The following is a 14,426-nucleotide window of genomic DNA, read 5'->3' on the forward strand; positions in this document are numbered from 1 at the left end:
ACAGCATGAGTCCTCATTGCATCAATTTGCAGCGCCAAGCGAAGTTGATCCTTGAATTGCTCCGAAAAGGTTCCAGCGGCAAGACGTTCCGTGATGCAGCCTACAAGCGCCTCACGATGGGTCCGCCCAAGCTCGCAGTGCTTAAGGCGACGGCACATCATTGCCCTTGCTCGGCCGTGCCAAAGCCCTTGGGTTTCCGCCAATATGAACTCCACACATCGCTCCACGATCCAAGGCTCGGGCGCAAGCAATCCATCCGCCATGGCATGGAGATCAAGCTTTGAAAGGGCGGCGAAGTCCGTGTGAGCTGACGGGAGCTGCGGATTTCGCATAGGCGCTTTGATGTTTGAGTTCAATTGACCCAGGTTAGCGGAGTTGGCGCGGGTCGGCTGCCGCGAAGGGTTGAGCCTCAGCGCCCTGGACATGCTGCGGTGTACTCTGGATTCGGGCCAACCCGCTCAGCCAGCTTGCCACACAGCAAACGGTGCTTTGGAGAGCAGGCCCGGAGCCGAATGAGCAAGCGGCATGCGCTGTTCACGCCGTTCACCGAGGTTTCCTCTGGGTTGTAGAACACGCCCTGCAGGACCCATTTCAGGTAGTCGGGATCTTGCTCCGCCAAGCCTGCCAGTCTCTCAACTCCACGCTGATCTTGTAGTAGCAACTGAGTATGAATGGAGCTGATCGCCTCAGCCAGTGCGCCATCTGAACAGTGTCCGCGGTACTCCTTGAAATAAGAGTGGGACGCCTCCCAATTGCTGAATCGCTTGTGCCAAAGCTCGCGCTCTGCGGCGGCGCAGTCCTGGGCTGCTGCAGGAGCAGCCAATCCCAGCCCAAGCCACAGTAGTGCAATCGATAGAAGAATCTTGCGCATGATGCCCAACGGTCAAATTCAGCGGGCGGCTGCTGCGTCCGCTGCAATGCAGGGTTGGGCAGAAACGATTAACACCGACGATCCCGTTCCTGCCACCGACGATATTGCTTGATGAATCTGCTTGAGCGAACCTTCCGCAATTAGGGCTTCAGGGGAGGGTTGATTTCCGTGACCCGGATCGTGATACGCCATGAACTCACCCTCGACATCGCGCATAGCGAGAAATGACGTAGCAACGATGCCTTCTCCGCATTGAGCGCATCGCAGTACATACGATCCGTACTCAACGATCGCCTCGCTCTGCTTTGAATCACACTCCGAGCAGGTTGCTGAATCGCTCATTTCTCTGATGCACAACCGGGATTCTGGGCGATAGAGCTGCTGAGTAACAACAAAGCCTGTCCACGCAATGCCATGGGAATCGCAGTCAAAAAAGCCTGCCGTGGCAAAAGCTTGCAGCTTGTCCGATGTCCTTCCATTCAGCATATTCGGCCGTCAAAAGCGGCACCCTCCCTTGAAGACATTTTGTCTGCGAGTTCTGCCTGCAGCAAGCCTCGCTTGCACGAACTGATCACTGACAGACACGGCCTGTTTGGACGCAATGCCCGAGGCACAAAGGAGCGATTCGCCGCAGGCCGATGACGCCGGAATTGCGTTGGCGCAGGCCATAGCCCGGGGCGATTTCTGAGGCGCCGAGGCGCGCAGGGCAAGGGCGTGGCGCGTGTACTCACGCGCTTCAAGAACTGACTCGCCGTCATTGTTTGACCACAGCGAGCCAAAGGCGAGCGGAGGGAGTTTGACGGCGCACGCGCTTGACCGAGTACCGAGGGAAGTCGGCCTTGGCCGACCGCCGATGCATGAGCCCCGGGCTATGGCCTGTGGCAGCGCATGCTCAACCGTTGCAAGCCCAGCAACTGCAGCATGCCAAGACACCGCAGCAAGCCAAGAAACCGCCGATCAAGCGCCAAGCTCAACGCACGCAGGCACGCCAAGCAAACAAGTCAAGCCCGCGAAGAAACCCCCAACATCGCCGCCCCCAGCGCCTCGGCCACTTCAATGCCATCCACACCGGCCGACATGATGCCGCCCGCGTAGCCCGCGCCTTCGCCGGCAGGGTAGAGACCAACTGTGTTGAGGCTTTGGTAGTCGCGGCCGCGGTTGATGCGCAAGGGGGAGGAGGTGCGGGTCTCGACGCCAGTCAACACCGCATCGGCCATGTCAAAGCCGCGGATCTGGCGGCCGAAGGCGGGGAGGGCTTCGCGGATGGTTTGCAGCACATAGGGCGGCAGGCTCTCGCGGCCGGGTTCTGACAGGTCGGTCAGATGCACGCCGGGCTTGTAAGAGGGCATCACGCTGCCAAAGGCTTGGCCGGAGCGCGGGCCGCGTTGGTTCTTGAGGAAGTCGCCCACCAACTGGCCGGGGGCCACATAGCCGCCACCGCCCAGCTCATAGGCACGAGATTCCCAAATGCGTTGGAAGGCCATGCCGTCCAGCGGGTTCACCGGGCCGCTGCCGCCGGGGTCGCGGCGGTAGTCTTGGGGCGAAATGCCCACCACGATGCCGGCGTTGGCGTTGCGCTCATTGCGCGAGTACTGGCTCATGCCGTTGGTGACCACGCGCATTGGCTCGGACGTGGCCGCCACCACCGTGCCACCGGGGCACATGCAAAAGCTGTAGGCGGCGCGGCCGGTGCTGGCGTGGTGCACCAGCTTGTAATCGGCCGCCCCCAAGAGGGGGTGGCCGGCGTTGGGACCGAAGCGGGCCTTGTCGATCACGCTTTGCGGGTGCTCGATGCGGTAGCCGATGGAGAAAGGCTTGGCCTCCATCTGCACGCCGCGCTCGTGCAGCATGGTGAAGGTGTCGCGGGCGCTGTGGCCCAGGGCCAGCACGACATGGTCGCATCGAAGCTCTTCGCCGCTGGCCAATGTCAGGCCACGCACATGGCGTCGTCCCGAGCGGTCTTTCTCAACGCGCAGATCAACCACCTGTTGCCCAAAGCGGATCTCGCCGCCCAGGGCTTCGATGTCGGCGCGCATTTTCTCGACCATGCTCACCAGGCGGAAGGTGCCGATGTGTGGCTTGCTGACGAAGAGGATTTCTTCAGGGGCGCCGGCCTTCACAAACTCCGTTAAGACTTTGCGGGTCAGGTGGCGCGGGTCGGAGATCTGGCTCCACAGCTTGCCATCAGAGAACGTGCCGGCGCCGCCTTCGCCAAACTGCACATTGGAGCCGGGGTCCAGCACGCCCTGGCGCCACAGGCCCCAGGTGTCTTTGGTGCGTTCCCGCACGGCTTTGCCGCGCTCCAGCACGATGGGCTTCAAGCCCATCTGGGCCAGGATCAAGGCCGCAAAAATGCCGCAGGGGCCAAAGCCGATGACCACCGGCCGCAGGCGCTCGCCCGGCGTGTAGAAGTCGGCTGGCGCATGGCCCACAAATTGGTAGCGCGTGTCGGGGCTGGGGCGCACATGGGCGTCGCCCTGGTGGCGCGCCAGCACCGCGGCTTCATCGGCCAGCTCGCAGTCCACGGTGTAGATCAGCACCATGGCGGTCTTTTTGCGGGCGTCATAGGCGCGCTTGAAGACCGTGAAGCTCAGCAAGTCCGCATCGCGGGCCAGCCCGAGGCGGGCCACCACGGCGGGGCGCAGCGCGTCCTCGGCGTGGTTCAGGGGCAAACGCAGTTCGGTGATGCGAAGCATGATGGATGAAGGGTGTCGGCGGGTGGCTGATGGCGCAGGAAAGACGGTGGCCCGAAAACGGCAAAGCGGCCTTGTCGGTGGCACCACCTCGTCAGGTGGCTTCACACGGCAGGGCCGCTGGCGGGGGGCGGAGGTTGAACCGCCCGAAGGCGCTGTGTGAGCAGCACCCTGAGCCGATGAAGCGGATTAACCGCCCTTCTTGGCCCGCTTGCCAGGGTTCTTCTTGCTGCGGGTGTGCGAGCCGCGCTCCAGGCTCACCTTTTGGCCGTGGCCAGCAGTGAAAGCGACGCCAGTGGGGGCAGCAGGACGGGGAGTGGCTTTGCGGTCAGCTTCGGTAACGATCTTGTTGCCCATGAATGGCTCCGTTGAACGAGAAAATCAGGCGGAATGCGCCCCAGTGGCGTCATCCAGAACCCTCAATTAGGCCACAAAACTCAAACGGAGGTCCAAAACCGCTAGGTCAACTGATAGCGCACCTCACACGGGCCGTCGTTTTCAATCACCACCGGCCCGTCGCTGAAGAGCACGCGCGTGTGCCCCGCCGCCACAAAGTGGTCATCCGCATCGCCCGGCTCGGTCAGCCACAGCCGGCCTTGCAGCACGGTGACTTGGCGGCCTGCACAGCCGCGCAGTCGCCGCAAGGCGCCGGGGGCCAGTGTGTGCACTGGAGTGCTGGGCTGAGCGGCCTTGGGCACGGCGGTGGGGGCCATGGCTGCGGTGGCTGCGGGCGCCGCAAGCGGGGGGAGGGCGGTGTTCATGGCCCTGACGATAGGCAGGCACTGTGCGCCCTGCCAGCCACAGCAGGTGGCCAACTGGCCCCATACAGCGCTCGGTTTGCTGGGCCTGTATGGGTCGCTTTGGGCGTCATCTGTGTTGGTCGGGTTGACGGTGAGCCATACAGAATCGAGCCATGACCACGCACGACCCGCTTTACCTGCAAATTGCTGAATCGATTGCCGACTCCATCCGCGCCGGGGCCTTGGTGCGCGGCGAGCGCCTGCATTCGGTGCGGGACGTGGCGCGCACCCGGGGTGTGTCTATGGCCACGGTGGTGCAGGCCTATCGCAGCTTGGAAGATGCGCGGCTGATCGAGGCGCGGCCGCGTTCGGGCTACTTTGTGGCGGCCCGGCCCGCGGCCCTGCCCGAGCCCGAGACCTCGCGCCCGCCCGCCCAGTCGCAGCGGGTGGATGTGGGGGCGCTGGCCGCCACGGTGATGCGCATGGCCCGTGAGCCGGGTGTGGTCTCGTTTGGGGCGGCCTGCCCAGAGTCGGCCTTGTTTGATGTGGAGCGCGTGCGCCGGGCCATGAACCGTGCGGTCACGCGCCACCGCACCACGCTGTGCCAGTACCCGCATGGCCCGGGGGATGAACAACTGCGCCGCGCCATCGCCCGCCATGCCGTGACGCTGGGCTGCGCCGTGGACCCGAGCGATGTGCTGATCACCAGCAGTTGCCTGGAGGCCATTTCGCTGTGCCTGCGTGCGGTGTGCGAGCCGGGCGATGTGGTGGCGCTGGAGTCGCCCTGCTACTTTGGTTTTCTGGAGATTCTGGAGAACCTGCACCTGCGCGCGCTGGAGATCCCCACGCATCCGCGCACCGGCATTTCTTTGGATGCGCTGCAACTGGCCTTTGACACCCAGCCCGTCAAGGCGGTGTTGACGGTGCCCACGCTGTCCAACCCAGTCGGGGCCTGCATGCCGCTGGCCGACCGCCAACGCTTGGCGCGCATGGTGGCCGAGCGTGGCGTGCCGCTGATCGAGGACGTGATCTACAACGGCCTGGCCGAGCAAGAAGAGCGCCGCCGCGCCGTGCGCTCTTATGACAGCAGTGGCTTGGTGATGATGTGCGGCTCCTTCAGCAAGACCATTGCGCCGGGCCTGCGCCTGGGCTGGCTGGACGCCGGGCGCTGGCGCGACAAGCTGGAGCGGCTCAAGGCGGCCACCGCTGGCGGGCAAGCCACTTTCATGGAGCGCGCCATGGCCGACCTGCTGACCCAAACCGGCAATGAGGCCAGCCTGCGCCGCCTGCGCAGCACCATTGCGGCGCGCATGGACGAGGCGCGCGGCTTGATTGCGCAGCACTTTCCGGCGGGCACACGCGTGACCGACCCGCCGGGCGGCTTCATCCTCTGGCTGGAGCTGCCCAAAGGGCTGGACTCTGTGCTGCTCTATCAGGCCTGCTTGGCCGAGGGCATTTGCATTGCACCCGGCACCATGTTCAGTGCCACGGATCGCTTTCGGCATTGTGTGCGATTGGGCTTGGGCGGCCTGTGGGACGACGCGCACCGCCAAGGGCTGCGTCGCGTGGGCCAACTGGCCTGCGCCATGCTGGCGGCAAAGAAGGGCAAAGCGCTGCCGCTGGTGGCTTGAGCACAGCCTGCGGCTGACACAATGCCGGGCTATGAGTGCCCACGCCGAGATCAAGATGACCAAACCTCTGAGCACGCTTGCCCTGATGTTGACGGCGCTGTGCGCGGCATCCGCCGTGCAGGCCCAAGTCTTCAAAGAGCCGGCGCTAGAGGCCCTGCTGCTGAACGACAACTACACCGAGCTGGCGCGCGTGGGCAGCGCTCGGGCGGCCGCCGACCCGAGCGATGAGCAGGCCGTGCTGGCGATGGCCTTGGCGTCCTTGCGCAGCGACGCACCGGCGCAGCGGCAACAAGCGCTGGCCCGGGCGCAGCAGTGTGTGGAGCGCGCGTCCAAGTCGGCGGCCTGCCATTACGCCTGGGGTGCTGTTTTGGGCGTGCAAGCCATGTCCGAAGGCCTGATGAAGATGGCAGGCAGCGTGGGCCGCATCAAGGAGGAGCTGCGCACGGCTTCTGCCCTGGAGCCCGCGTGGTTCCCGGCGCGTGGGGCGGTGGTGGAGTTTTATCTGCAAGCCCCGGGTTTGGTGGGCGGCAGCGTCAGCACCGCCAAAGAGATCGCCCAGGCCGCCCCCAAGCCTGAGCAGGTGACGGCGCTGCAAGGCCGTTTGGCCCTGCATGACAAGCAGTTCGACCAAGCGCTCAAGGTGCTGGGAACTTTGCAGTTGGACCCCAACACCAGCTTGGCCCGCGACGTGCGCCAATGGCAGCTGTCGGCCGCCATGTCTTTGCTGAACGACGGGCACACCGAGCGCGTGCGCCCCACGCTGGAGCGCCTGATGCGCGAGCGCGCCGATGCCCTGGGCCTGTGGGGCATGGCGCGCTTGCACGCCGTCAGCGGCGCGCATGAGCAAGCCCTGCAATTGCTCGACAAGCTCGCCCCCTTGCCCGGCGCAGACCGCCTGCCGGTGGACTACCGCCGCGGTGTCTCGCAACAAGCCCTCGGCCAGTTAGAGGCCGCCAAGGCGGCATTCCAGCGCTTTGTGGCCAAGGGCTCATCCGCCAAGAACTTGGTGGAGGACGCCAAGCAGCGCTTGGACACGCTGCGCTGAGCGCAGCCAAGAAAAAGCCGCCCCGAGGGGCGGCTGGTGCTGTCGGCCAATGGCGCTTACTTGAACTGATAGGCCGCAGAGGCGTACCAGAAGCGACCACGCGGGTCGGCGAAGGAGCCCGCAAAGCCTGCTGCATGGGAGCCATAGCTGGACGAGGCCACAAACGGCGGCTCGGTGTCCAGCAGGTTGCGCACACCCAGTGTCAGCTTCAGGTTCTTGAAGCCGCTGTAGCCCACCGCCAGGTTCCAGCGGCTGGTGTCTTTGACGTTGTAGGGCTCACTCACACCCAGGTTCGAATCCACCACTGCGGCGGTTTCGGTCCAGCCGCTGGTGAAGACGTTTTCCAGTGAGGTGTTCCACGCGCCCCAAGACCAATCAAAGCCCAAGGTGTGCTGCCAGCGTGGCACCGGCGCGTTGACGCCGGTAGACAGTCCAACATAGTCGGCATAGGGCTGATCTTTGCCGTCTTGTTGCGACCACTTGATGACATACGTGCCGTTCAGGCTCACCCCCACTTTGCCCAGGTCGCCCAGGCCAAAGCCGGTGCGCACGTCCAGATCCAGCCCAGACGTCTTCAAGCCGCCGAGGTTTTCAACTGGCGTTTCGATGTAGGAGATGAAGCCTTCGCTGGTGCGCTTAACGCGGTCTTTGTACCTGGCATAGAGCTCAGGCTTTGACATGATGCCGTCGCCAGAGATCACGCCAATCTGATCCTTCTTCTGGATGTTCCAGTAGTCCAGCGCCACGCTCACATTGCGCACCGGCTCCAAGACCATGCCAATCGCGAACTGGCGGCTGGTCTCGGGCTTCAGGTTTTTGTCGCTGGAGAAGCGGACGTTGAACTGCGTCTCGCACCGAGGATCGTCCTCTTTGCCGACCGGGCATTCAGGGTCGGTGCGCGCGTCGGCCGTGTTGGAGTTGGAGACGGGGCTGTTCACGTCCCACAAGGTCGGTGCGCGAAAACCGGTGCCCACGCTGGCGCGCAGCAGCAGGTCTTTGCTGGGCTGTACGCGCAAGGCCAAGCGGGGGTTGAAGCTGCCGCCAAAGTCGCTGTATTTGTCATAGCGCGCGGCTGCGGTCAGCTCCACGCCCTTGGCAAAGGGCATGGACAACTCTGAGTACACCGCATAGATGTTGCGGCTGGCCGTAGTGGTGGGCACCGAGCCCTCACCACCAATGTGTGAGCCCTTGGAGTACTCGGCGTTCACCGGCCGGTCATTGGCCTTTTCTTGGCGCAGGTCGGTGCCAATCGCAATGGCCATCGCGCCTCCGTCCATCTTGCCCAGCTCGCGGCTGGCCTTGGCATCAAATGCCAAGGTGGTGCCGGTGGACTTGCGCACGGTGCCGCTCAGGCCAGCCGCCGCCAGCAAGTCTTTGCCCGCTTGGTCGTTCGGCCCAAAGGGATTGACGTTGCCGGTGCGCAGCGCAGCGAGATAAGGCTCTTCGAGCAGATAGCCGCTATAGACCAAAGTGCCACGAGACTGCGCGTAGTTGAGGCCCGCGTCATAGTCCCAGCCTGACAGCACCCCGGTGGCACCCACCACCACGCGGTACTGCTCGTTCGTGTTGTCGCTCACGCGGTTGCCCACGTCCAGGGAGCGGGTCGCGATCTCGGCAAAGCCGTCGCCGTCCGGGTCCCAGTCGGCGGCGGTATAGCCCAAGCGGGTCAACAACGCGATCGGAAAGTACTGGCTGGTGGTGGGCATCACCACGTTCGGGTAATTGCCGTCGGCGCGCACCTTCATGGCCGAGCCGTCAATCGGGGTGGGGGCCACCCGGCCAATGGTGGCATTGCGAGCCATTGAGGCTTCGACAAAGACTTGGTGATCGGCACTGAGGTTGAAGGTGGCTCGGCCAAACAGGTCCGACTTGGTGCTGTCGGGCAGGTTGTCCAGGAGTGCGGCGTAGATCGCGCGACAACGCAAGACAGGGTCTCCGCTGGGCGTGGTGCCCGCGCCGGTTTGAACCACGCTGTTCACCGGATCACAGGCCGCCATATTGGCGCCGGGGTTGGTGTAAGCGCCAGGGGTAATGCCCAGGTCCATCAAACGGCCCGGAAAGGCTCGGAAGGAGGTGGGAGGGAGCGAGCCGGGCACTTCGCTGGCGTGGCGCAAATACAGCCCTTGGTCGACGGCCTGGATACGGGTCTGCTTTTTGACGTTGCCCGTGACCAAGAAGTTGTAGCCATCTTTGCTCAAGTCGCCTGTACCAAAGGCGAGAGAGGCGCCGGTTTCTTTGCCGCCCACACCAGCTTCGGTGTCACCGTAGCGCAGCTTGATCTCACCGTTGGTGTAGTCCTTGCGGGTGATGAAGTTGATCACGCCGCCCACGGCATCGGTGCCGTAAATGGCGGAGGCGCCATCGCGCAGCACTTCAATGCGGTCAATGGCCGCAAAGGGAATGCTGTTCAAGTCCACCGCCACCGAGCCTCCAATCGAGCCAAAGGGGTGACCCGCCAAGCGCCGGCCATTCAGCAGCACCAAGGTGGAGTTGGGACCCAGGCCTCGCATATTGGCGTTAGAGGTGGCATAGCCCACGCCTTGGGTGCTGTCGGAGAGCATGCCGGAGCTCGCTGAGACGCGGCGCAGCACGTCTTCGACATTGGTGGCCCCACTCTTCTCGATCTGCTCACGGTTGATCACCGTCACCGGCAGGGCGGTTTCAGAAGCCAGTCGCTTGATCGACGAGCCGGTGACCTCAACCCGCTGGGTTTCTGCGGTGGCTTGGGCTTGCGCGCTGCTGCTGAAGGCCAAGCTGCCGCTGAAGGCCAGCATCAGGCTGGCACAGAGTCGTGTGCGTTGGAACATGGGCGTCCTCTCCAGGAAGATTTGATGTACACGCAGGCCTGAGCGAGAGGCTGGCCTGCATGAAGTGGAAACCCATTCTGGCGCTGGGGGTGATCCGCGCCCTCCGTTTCAACCCTATGTGTTGCGTCAGCGTGTATCGCCGTGTGTCAAGGCCTTTTGAGCGTGAGCGGCGGCGCGATGCGCGCTTGCTCAATGTCTGCACGGTGGAAGGGCAGCACCGGCCATTGCTTGGCCACGTAACGCTGAAGTTGATCTGTGGCATGCACGGAACCCGGCTCGCTGCTTTGGCCGTAGGTCAGGAGGGCTTGGGCCAGCGGGCCACGTTCGTCAAAAGTGACGGTCTGCACATAGCTGGTGCCATAGTCGATGCGCAGGCCCTTGGGGCCGATGCCCGGTGCGGCGCGGTCGCCCAGGTTGTTGAGCACGCCTTCGATCTCGTCGCCGCCATGCAGGCCAATGGGCTGGTCGGTGATGACGGGGCGCTGAACGCTGGCCAGTGGCGCATCCAGGGCAAAGCCGGCATCTTTGACCTTCTTGGCCGCACCCGCCAAGGCCTCCCACACCTTGCTGGCCACGGCGTCGTCAGCCATCCTCAAGCCCGTGGGCGTGGCCACAGGCTGGGCGGCGTCAAAAGGAATACGGTGGACTTGAGGAATGCTGCGCGCGGTGCGCCAAAACTCTCTGAAGAGATGGGCGCCGCGGGCGTCCCCATTGCTGGTCAGGTTCCAGCCCTTCAGCGCCGCGCAGCCCTCTCTGGCGTCTGCGCTCGCCGGCGGGCTGGCTTGGCAAGCCGCCAGCAGGTCGGGCACCACTTGGGCGCCGATGAAGTTCTGGTTGGCAAAAAGCTGCTGCTGCACGCTGGCCGGGCTGGCCTTGCCGCGGGCCAGCATCTGCGGTATCTCGCTCAAGCCTGCGCGGGTGCGTGGCCGGTTGACGCTGGCGTCGCCCACCAAGGGCGAGATGCCCTCAAACTTTTGGGCGGGGTGGCTGTAGAAAAAGCTGTCATTGCTGTTGTGGACCCAGTCGGTGCGCACCGCCAGAGGCAGGCGGCTGATGGGCGTCAGGCCCGGCACGGCAGAGGTGCTGTCGCGGCGCCAGTCGCAATCGCTGCGGCTGCCATTGAGCACCACCAAGCCAGCGGCCTTGAACAGCGCGGCTGCCCCTGCGCTGGGCGCGCAGCGCTGGAGTTGGGCGGCGTCGACATCGGGCACCACGCTGGCGTCCGCATACAGGGCTTGGCCATGGCGGTCGGCGGCAATGGTGTTGACCCAGGGCGTGCCCAAATTGGCCAAGCCTTGGCGCATGTCGGCCACGCTGCTCGCACGGTTCAGCGCCAGCCAGGTGTCGACCGAGCGGGCGTTGCCGCTGTTGGCATCTTGCAAGGCATAGGCGGTTTGCGCCGTCCAGCCCAGCCGAGCATTGGGCACCACCACCACCGGGCCCCAGCGGGTGGCCCAGACGGTGTGGGTCTTGGTGGCGAGGCTGCCATCGGCCTGCTTGACCTGAATGCTCAGGCTGCGCGAGCGCATGGCTTCAGGCTTGCCGTCCACCAGGTATTGCGTGGGCTGGCCCTCGACCAAACTCAGCTCATGCAAGGTAAAGCGCTTGCCGGTGGAGACCGTGTGCGACCAGGCCACATCTTTGTTGAAGCCGATCTGCACCACCGCGCCGTGGCCGATGGCCGCGCCCATCACATCCAACTGGCCGGGGATGGTCAGGTGCATCTGCCAAAAGCGGTTCACACCCACCCAAGGGAAGTGCGGGTTGCCCAGCAGCAAGCCCCGGCCATTGGCGCTGCTGTCTTTGCCAAAGGCCCAGGCGTTGGAGCCGTAAGGCGAGTCGAGCAGGCCCCGCTCGCGCATTTCAGCGGCGGCCAGCGCCAGCGGCGGCAGGCTTGCGGCCTGGGCTGCTTTGGCTGCTGGGGGCTGCGCCCCCAACATGCCATCGGCCAGGGCTGCAATGCCGGCCTGCACACTGCTGATCTCACTGAGGCGACGCATGTCGGCTTCGGTCATCGGCCGCACCCAAGCCTGGCCGGCGCAAGACGCCGGCAGCTTCTGGGCATGGTCGGCCAGATAGCGGTTGAAGCCCGCCACATAGCCGCGCACCATGGCTTGGGCTTCAGTGCTGCTGCGGGCCCAGGCGCGCTCTAGCGCGGCATCGTCCATGTGGGCCGCAATGAAAAAGTCGATTTGTTCATTGGGCAATGCCCGCAAGCCCAGCAGGCCGCGGGCGCTGCCGCCCAAGAACTTGGAGCGCTCCCCGCGCACCGTCAGCAACTGCTGCGCGGTTTGGCAGACGTTGTCTTGCGCATGGGCATAGGCCACCCCGTAGGCCAAGGTCTCCATGTCCGGTGCCGTGATGTGGGCCACGCCGTGGGTGGTGCGCTCGATCTGGGCGGTGCGGGCGGCCAAGATGTCGGGAGTGGAGCCGGTGCTGGTGCAGGCACCCAGCAAGGCGGTGATGCTGCAAAGCAGGGCGGCGGAAGGGGGGAAGCGTGACATGCAGGCTCCTGGGTTTGAAGTGATGGCCCCATGTTGCGACTTTGGCCACGCTCCCGCCACCGCATCTACCCCAAGCGCTCAAGCCCCTGTGGCGCCGGACGATAAGCCGATGTCCTCTGACATGCCCACTCATGCCCACCTACGTCTCCCCCTTGCTGTCTGGCGTTGGCGCACCCCGCGCATTGCAATGGGTGTGGGCCGGGGCACGCACTGATGACACCGCGACCCAGCGCCGCAAGCTGATGCAGACCAATGTGGCCGCCGGCATGATGATGGCCATCATCCTGGCCTTCAACGGCATCTACACCGCCATTGGCAATCCGGGTTTGATGCAGTCTGGCTGGGCGCAGCTGCCCTTTGCCATGTTGAGCCCGTTGATTTGGCGCTTCAATGCGCAAGGCCGGCGAGATTGGGCGCGTTGGCTGCTCTTTGCCCTGGCCATGGGCGGCTGCGTGGCCGTCATCACGGGCGGCCAAGGCACCGAGGGCATGGCCCACAGCTACTTTTTGCTCTATGCGGTGATGGCAGCCTGCTTTTTCCCTATGCAAGAGTGGCGCTCCGCCTTGGTGTTCTCCGCGCTGAATCTGCAGATTTTTGCGGCCTTGCACGTCTATGGCTGGCCGGCCCATCACACGGTCTATGCCCTTGACCCCCATGTGCTGACGGGGCTGAAAGTGGCCCTGCAAGGGGGCTGTGTGCTGGTGGTGGTGGGCGTGGTGCTGCTCAGCGAGACCGTGGCCGAGCGCAATGAGCATCAACTAAGGCAGTTGGCCATGACCGACCTGCTGACCGCCTTGCCCAACCGCCGCGCCTTCAGCCAGGCCTTGGTCAATGAGTTGGCTCGCAGCCTGCGCCATGGCCACCCCTTGTCGCTGGCGGTGATGGACCTGGACCACTTCAAGCGCATCAATGACAACCACGGCCATTCGGCCGGCGACGAAGCCCTGCAGCACACCGCCAAAATCTTGCGCAGCCAAGCCCGCTGCGAAGACATGGTGGCCCGTATCGGCGGCGAGGAGTTTGCGCTGCTGATGCCCGAGACCGCCGCCGAGCAAGCCCTGGAAGTGGCCGAGCGCATGCGCAAAGCCGTGATGGCCCAGCCCTTGAGCGCCCGTGCCGGCGGCGAGCCTGTTACGACCAGCGTAGGCGTGGCCACCGTGCCGCCCGGCATGGACGGCGAACAAGCCCTGCACGCCGCCGACCGCGCCCTTTACGAAGCCAAGCGGCGCGGGCGCAATTGCGTGGTGGCGGCCGCGGCGTAGCGTGGGTGGACACGTCGGCATTTTGGATATACATTGACAATTTGTATATCCAAAGGAGCCAGCCATGCAAGTCGCCAAATGGGGCAATTCACTCGCCGTGCGCTTTCCGTCCAGTTTGGTTGCCGCGCTGGATCTCAAAGAAGGCGAAGAGGTGGAGTTGCACTTGGTCGGTGAGCGCAGTTTTGAGGTGCGCAAAAAGGCTAGCGCTGCTGAACTACTGAGCCGACTGCGGCAGATGCGGGGCCGCCTGCCTGCTGATTTTCACTTCGACCGACTCGAAGCCAACGAGGCACCATGAGCGGCGTTTTTCTCGACAGCAACATCATCTTGTATGTGCTGTCGGCAGACGCCAAGAAAGCCGACCGGGCCGAAGCGCTACTAGGGCAGCAACCCACGATCAGCGTGCAGGTGCTCAACGAAGTCACCTCGGTTTGCCGGCGCAAGCTCCAGATGAGTTGGGACGAAACCCATGCGCTCTTGGCTGCCGTCAAAGCCTGTTGCCAAGTGCAACCCCTGACGATAGAGACCCACGCTGCGGCCTGCCGACTGGCTGAGCAACATCAGCTTTCGTTTTACGACGCCAACATCGTGGCGGCTGCGCTGCAAAGCGCCTGCCAAACGCTGATGAGCGAGGACATGCACCACGGCGCCAAGATTCAAGGATTGGAGATCTGCAATCCCTTTGTGGCTGCTGCTTGATCGTCGGGTGGGAAGTCGCTATCGAGCACAGACACTTCACCCATCACCGACACTCGCACTCCAACAAGGGGTCATGAAGTGGATGCTGCTTTGGTGTTTGAGGCCCTCGCTGGAGGAGAGCCCCTTGCTTACCGGCGGTCGCGCATTGGCGCTGACAGGCTTCGGCCTGCGTAG

13 protein-coding genes are annotated in these 14,426 nt (G+C 64.3%); 6 read left to right on the forward strand and 7 right to left on the reverse strand.

From position 1 onward, the window contains the following. The first annotated feature begins 5 nt into the window (after positions 1 to 5). On the forward strand, positions 6 to 284 hold the full coding sequence (locus KAK11_RS07935; protein ID WP_210808064.1) for a hypothetical protein: 279 nt from the start codon (positions 6 to 8) through the stop codon (positions 282 to 284). Positions 285 to 409: 125 nt separating this feature from the next. Here KAK11_RS07935 and KAK11_RS07940 read toward each other — a convergent pair whose 3' ends face one another. The 5 genes from KAK11_RS07940 to KAK11_RS07960 form a co-directional block, all read right to left on the reverse strand. Beyond that, positions 410 to 871 (reverse strand): hypothetical protein, encoded by a 462-nt coding sequence (locus KAK11_RS07940; RefSeq protein ID WP_210808065.1) that lies wholly within the window; start codon positions 869 to 871, stop codon positions 410 to 412. An 18-nt stretch (positions 872 to 889) separates the two neighbouring features. Next, positions 890 to 1,357 carry a hypothetical protein gene (locus KAK11_RS07945; protein ID WP_210808067.1) on the reverse strand — a complete coding sequence of 156 codons (468 nt, stop codon included), beginning with the start codon at positions 1,355 to 1,357 and terminating at the stop codon, positions 890 to 892. 515 nt (positions 1,358 to 1,872) lie between these two features. Then, the gene (locus KAK11_RS07950) at positions 1,873 to 3,567 is read right to left on the reverse strand and encodes an NAD(P)/FAD-dependent oxidoreductase (protein ID WP_210808069.1); all 1,695 of its coding nucleotides are present in this window, start codon (positions 3,565 to 3,567) and stop codon (positions 1,873 to 1,875) included. A 186-nt stretch (positions 3,568 to 3,753) separates the two neighbouring features. Beyond that, positions 3,754 to 3,921, reverse strand: a complete 168-nt coding sequence (locus tag KAK11_RS07955) for a hypothetical protein (protein ID WP_210808071.1) — start codon at positions 3,919 to 3,921, stop codon at positions 3,754 to 3,756. Between the two features lie 101 nt (positions 3,922 to 4,022). Beyond that, positions 4,023 to 4,325, reverse strand: coding sequence for a DUF2917 domain-containing protein (locus KAK11_RS07960; RefSeq protein ID WP_210808073.1), 303 nt, complete (start codon positions 4,323 to 4,325; stop codon positions 4,023 to 4,025). A gap of 152 nt (positions 4,326 to 4,477) precedes the next feature. On the opposite strand from KAK11_RS07960, the gene KAK11_RS07965 reads away from it, so the two are divergent. Together KAK11_RS07965 and KAK11_RS07970 are read left to right on the forward strand one after the other, a co-directional pair. Continuing rightward, positions 4,478 to 5,935, forward strand: a complete 1,458-nt coding sequence (locus tag KAK11_RS07965) for an aminotransferase-like domain-containing protein (protein WP_210808075.1) — start codon at positions 4,478 to 4,480, stop codon at positions 5,933 to 5,935. Between the two features lie 55 nt (positions 5,936 to 5,990). Beyond that, positions 5,991 to 6,980: a tetratricopeptide repeat protein gene (locus KAK11_RS07970; RefSeq protein ID WP_210808077.1), complete on the forward strand. Its 990-nt coding sequence runs from the start codon at positions 5,991 to 5,993 to the stop codon at positions 6,978 to 6,980. 56 nt (positions 6,981 to 7,036) lie between these two features. Here KAK11_RS07970 and KAK11_RS07975 read toward each other — a convergent pair whose 3' ends face one another. Together KAK11_RS07975 and KAK11_RS07980 are read right to left on the reverse strand one after the other, a co-directional pair. Next, a complete protein-coding gene (locus KAK11_RS07975; RefSeq protein WP_210808079.1) occupies positions 7,037 to 9,787 on the reverse strand; it encodes a TonB-dependent receptor plug domain-containing protein in 2,751 nt (916 codons plus the stop codon). A 146-nt stretch (positions 9,788 to 9,933) separates the two neighbouring features. Further along, entirely contained in the window at positions 9,934 to 12,291 is a 2,358-nt protein-coding gene (locus KAK11_RS07980; RefSeq protein ID WP_210808081.1) for a penicillin acylase family protein, read from the reverse strand. 131 nt (positions 12,292 to 12,422) lie between these two features. Between KAK11_RS07980 and KAK11_RS07985 the strand changes: the two genes are divergently transcribed. From KAK11_RS07985 to KAK11_RS07995, 3 genes are all read left to right on the forward strand, one after another. Further along, on the forward strand, positions 12,423 to 13,553 hold the full coding sequence (locus tag KAK11_RS07985) for a GGDEF domain-containing protein (RefSeq protein WP_210808083.1): 1,131 nt from the start codon (positions 12,423 to 12,425) through the stop codon (positions 13,551 to 13,553). A 64-nt stretch (positions 13,554 to 13,617) separates the two neighbouring features. Continuing rightward, a complete protein-coding gene (locus KAK11_RS07990; protein WP_210808085.1) occupies positions 13,618 to 13,851 on the forward strand; it encodes an AbrB/MazE/SpoVT family DNA-binding domain-containing protein in 234 nt (77 codons plus the stop codon). Then, complete coding sequence (locus KAK11_RS07995; protein WP_210808087.1) at positions 13,848 to 14,252, forward strand: PIN domain-containing protein; 405 nt, start codon at positions 13,848 to 13,850, stop codon at positions 14,250 to 14,252. The genes KAK11_RS07990 and KAK11_RS07995 overlap by 4 nt, the downstream gene beginning before the upstream one ends. Positions 14,253 to 14,426: the final 174 nt, after the last annotated feature.

Origin of the sequence: Ideonella paludis, from assembly GCF_018069865.1 — a bacterium.
Lineage (GTDB): Bacteria > Pseudomonadota > Gammaproteobacteria > Burkholderiales > Burkholderiaceae_C > Ideonella > Ideonella paludis.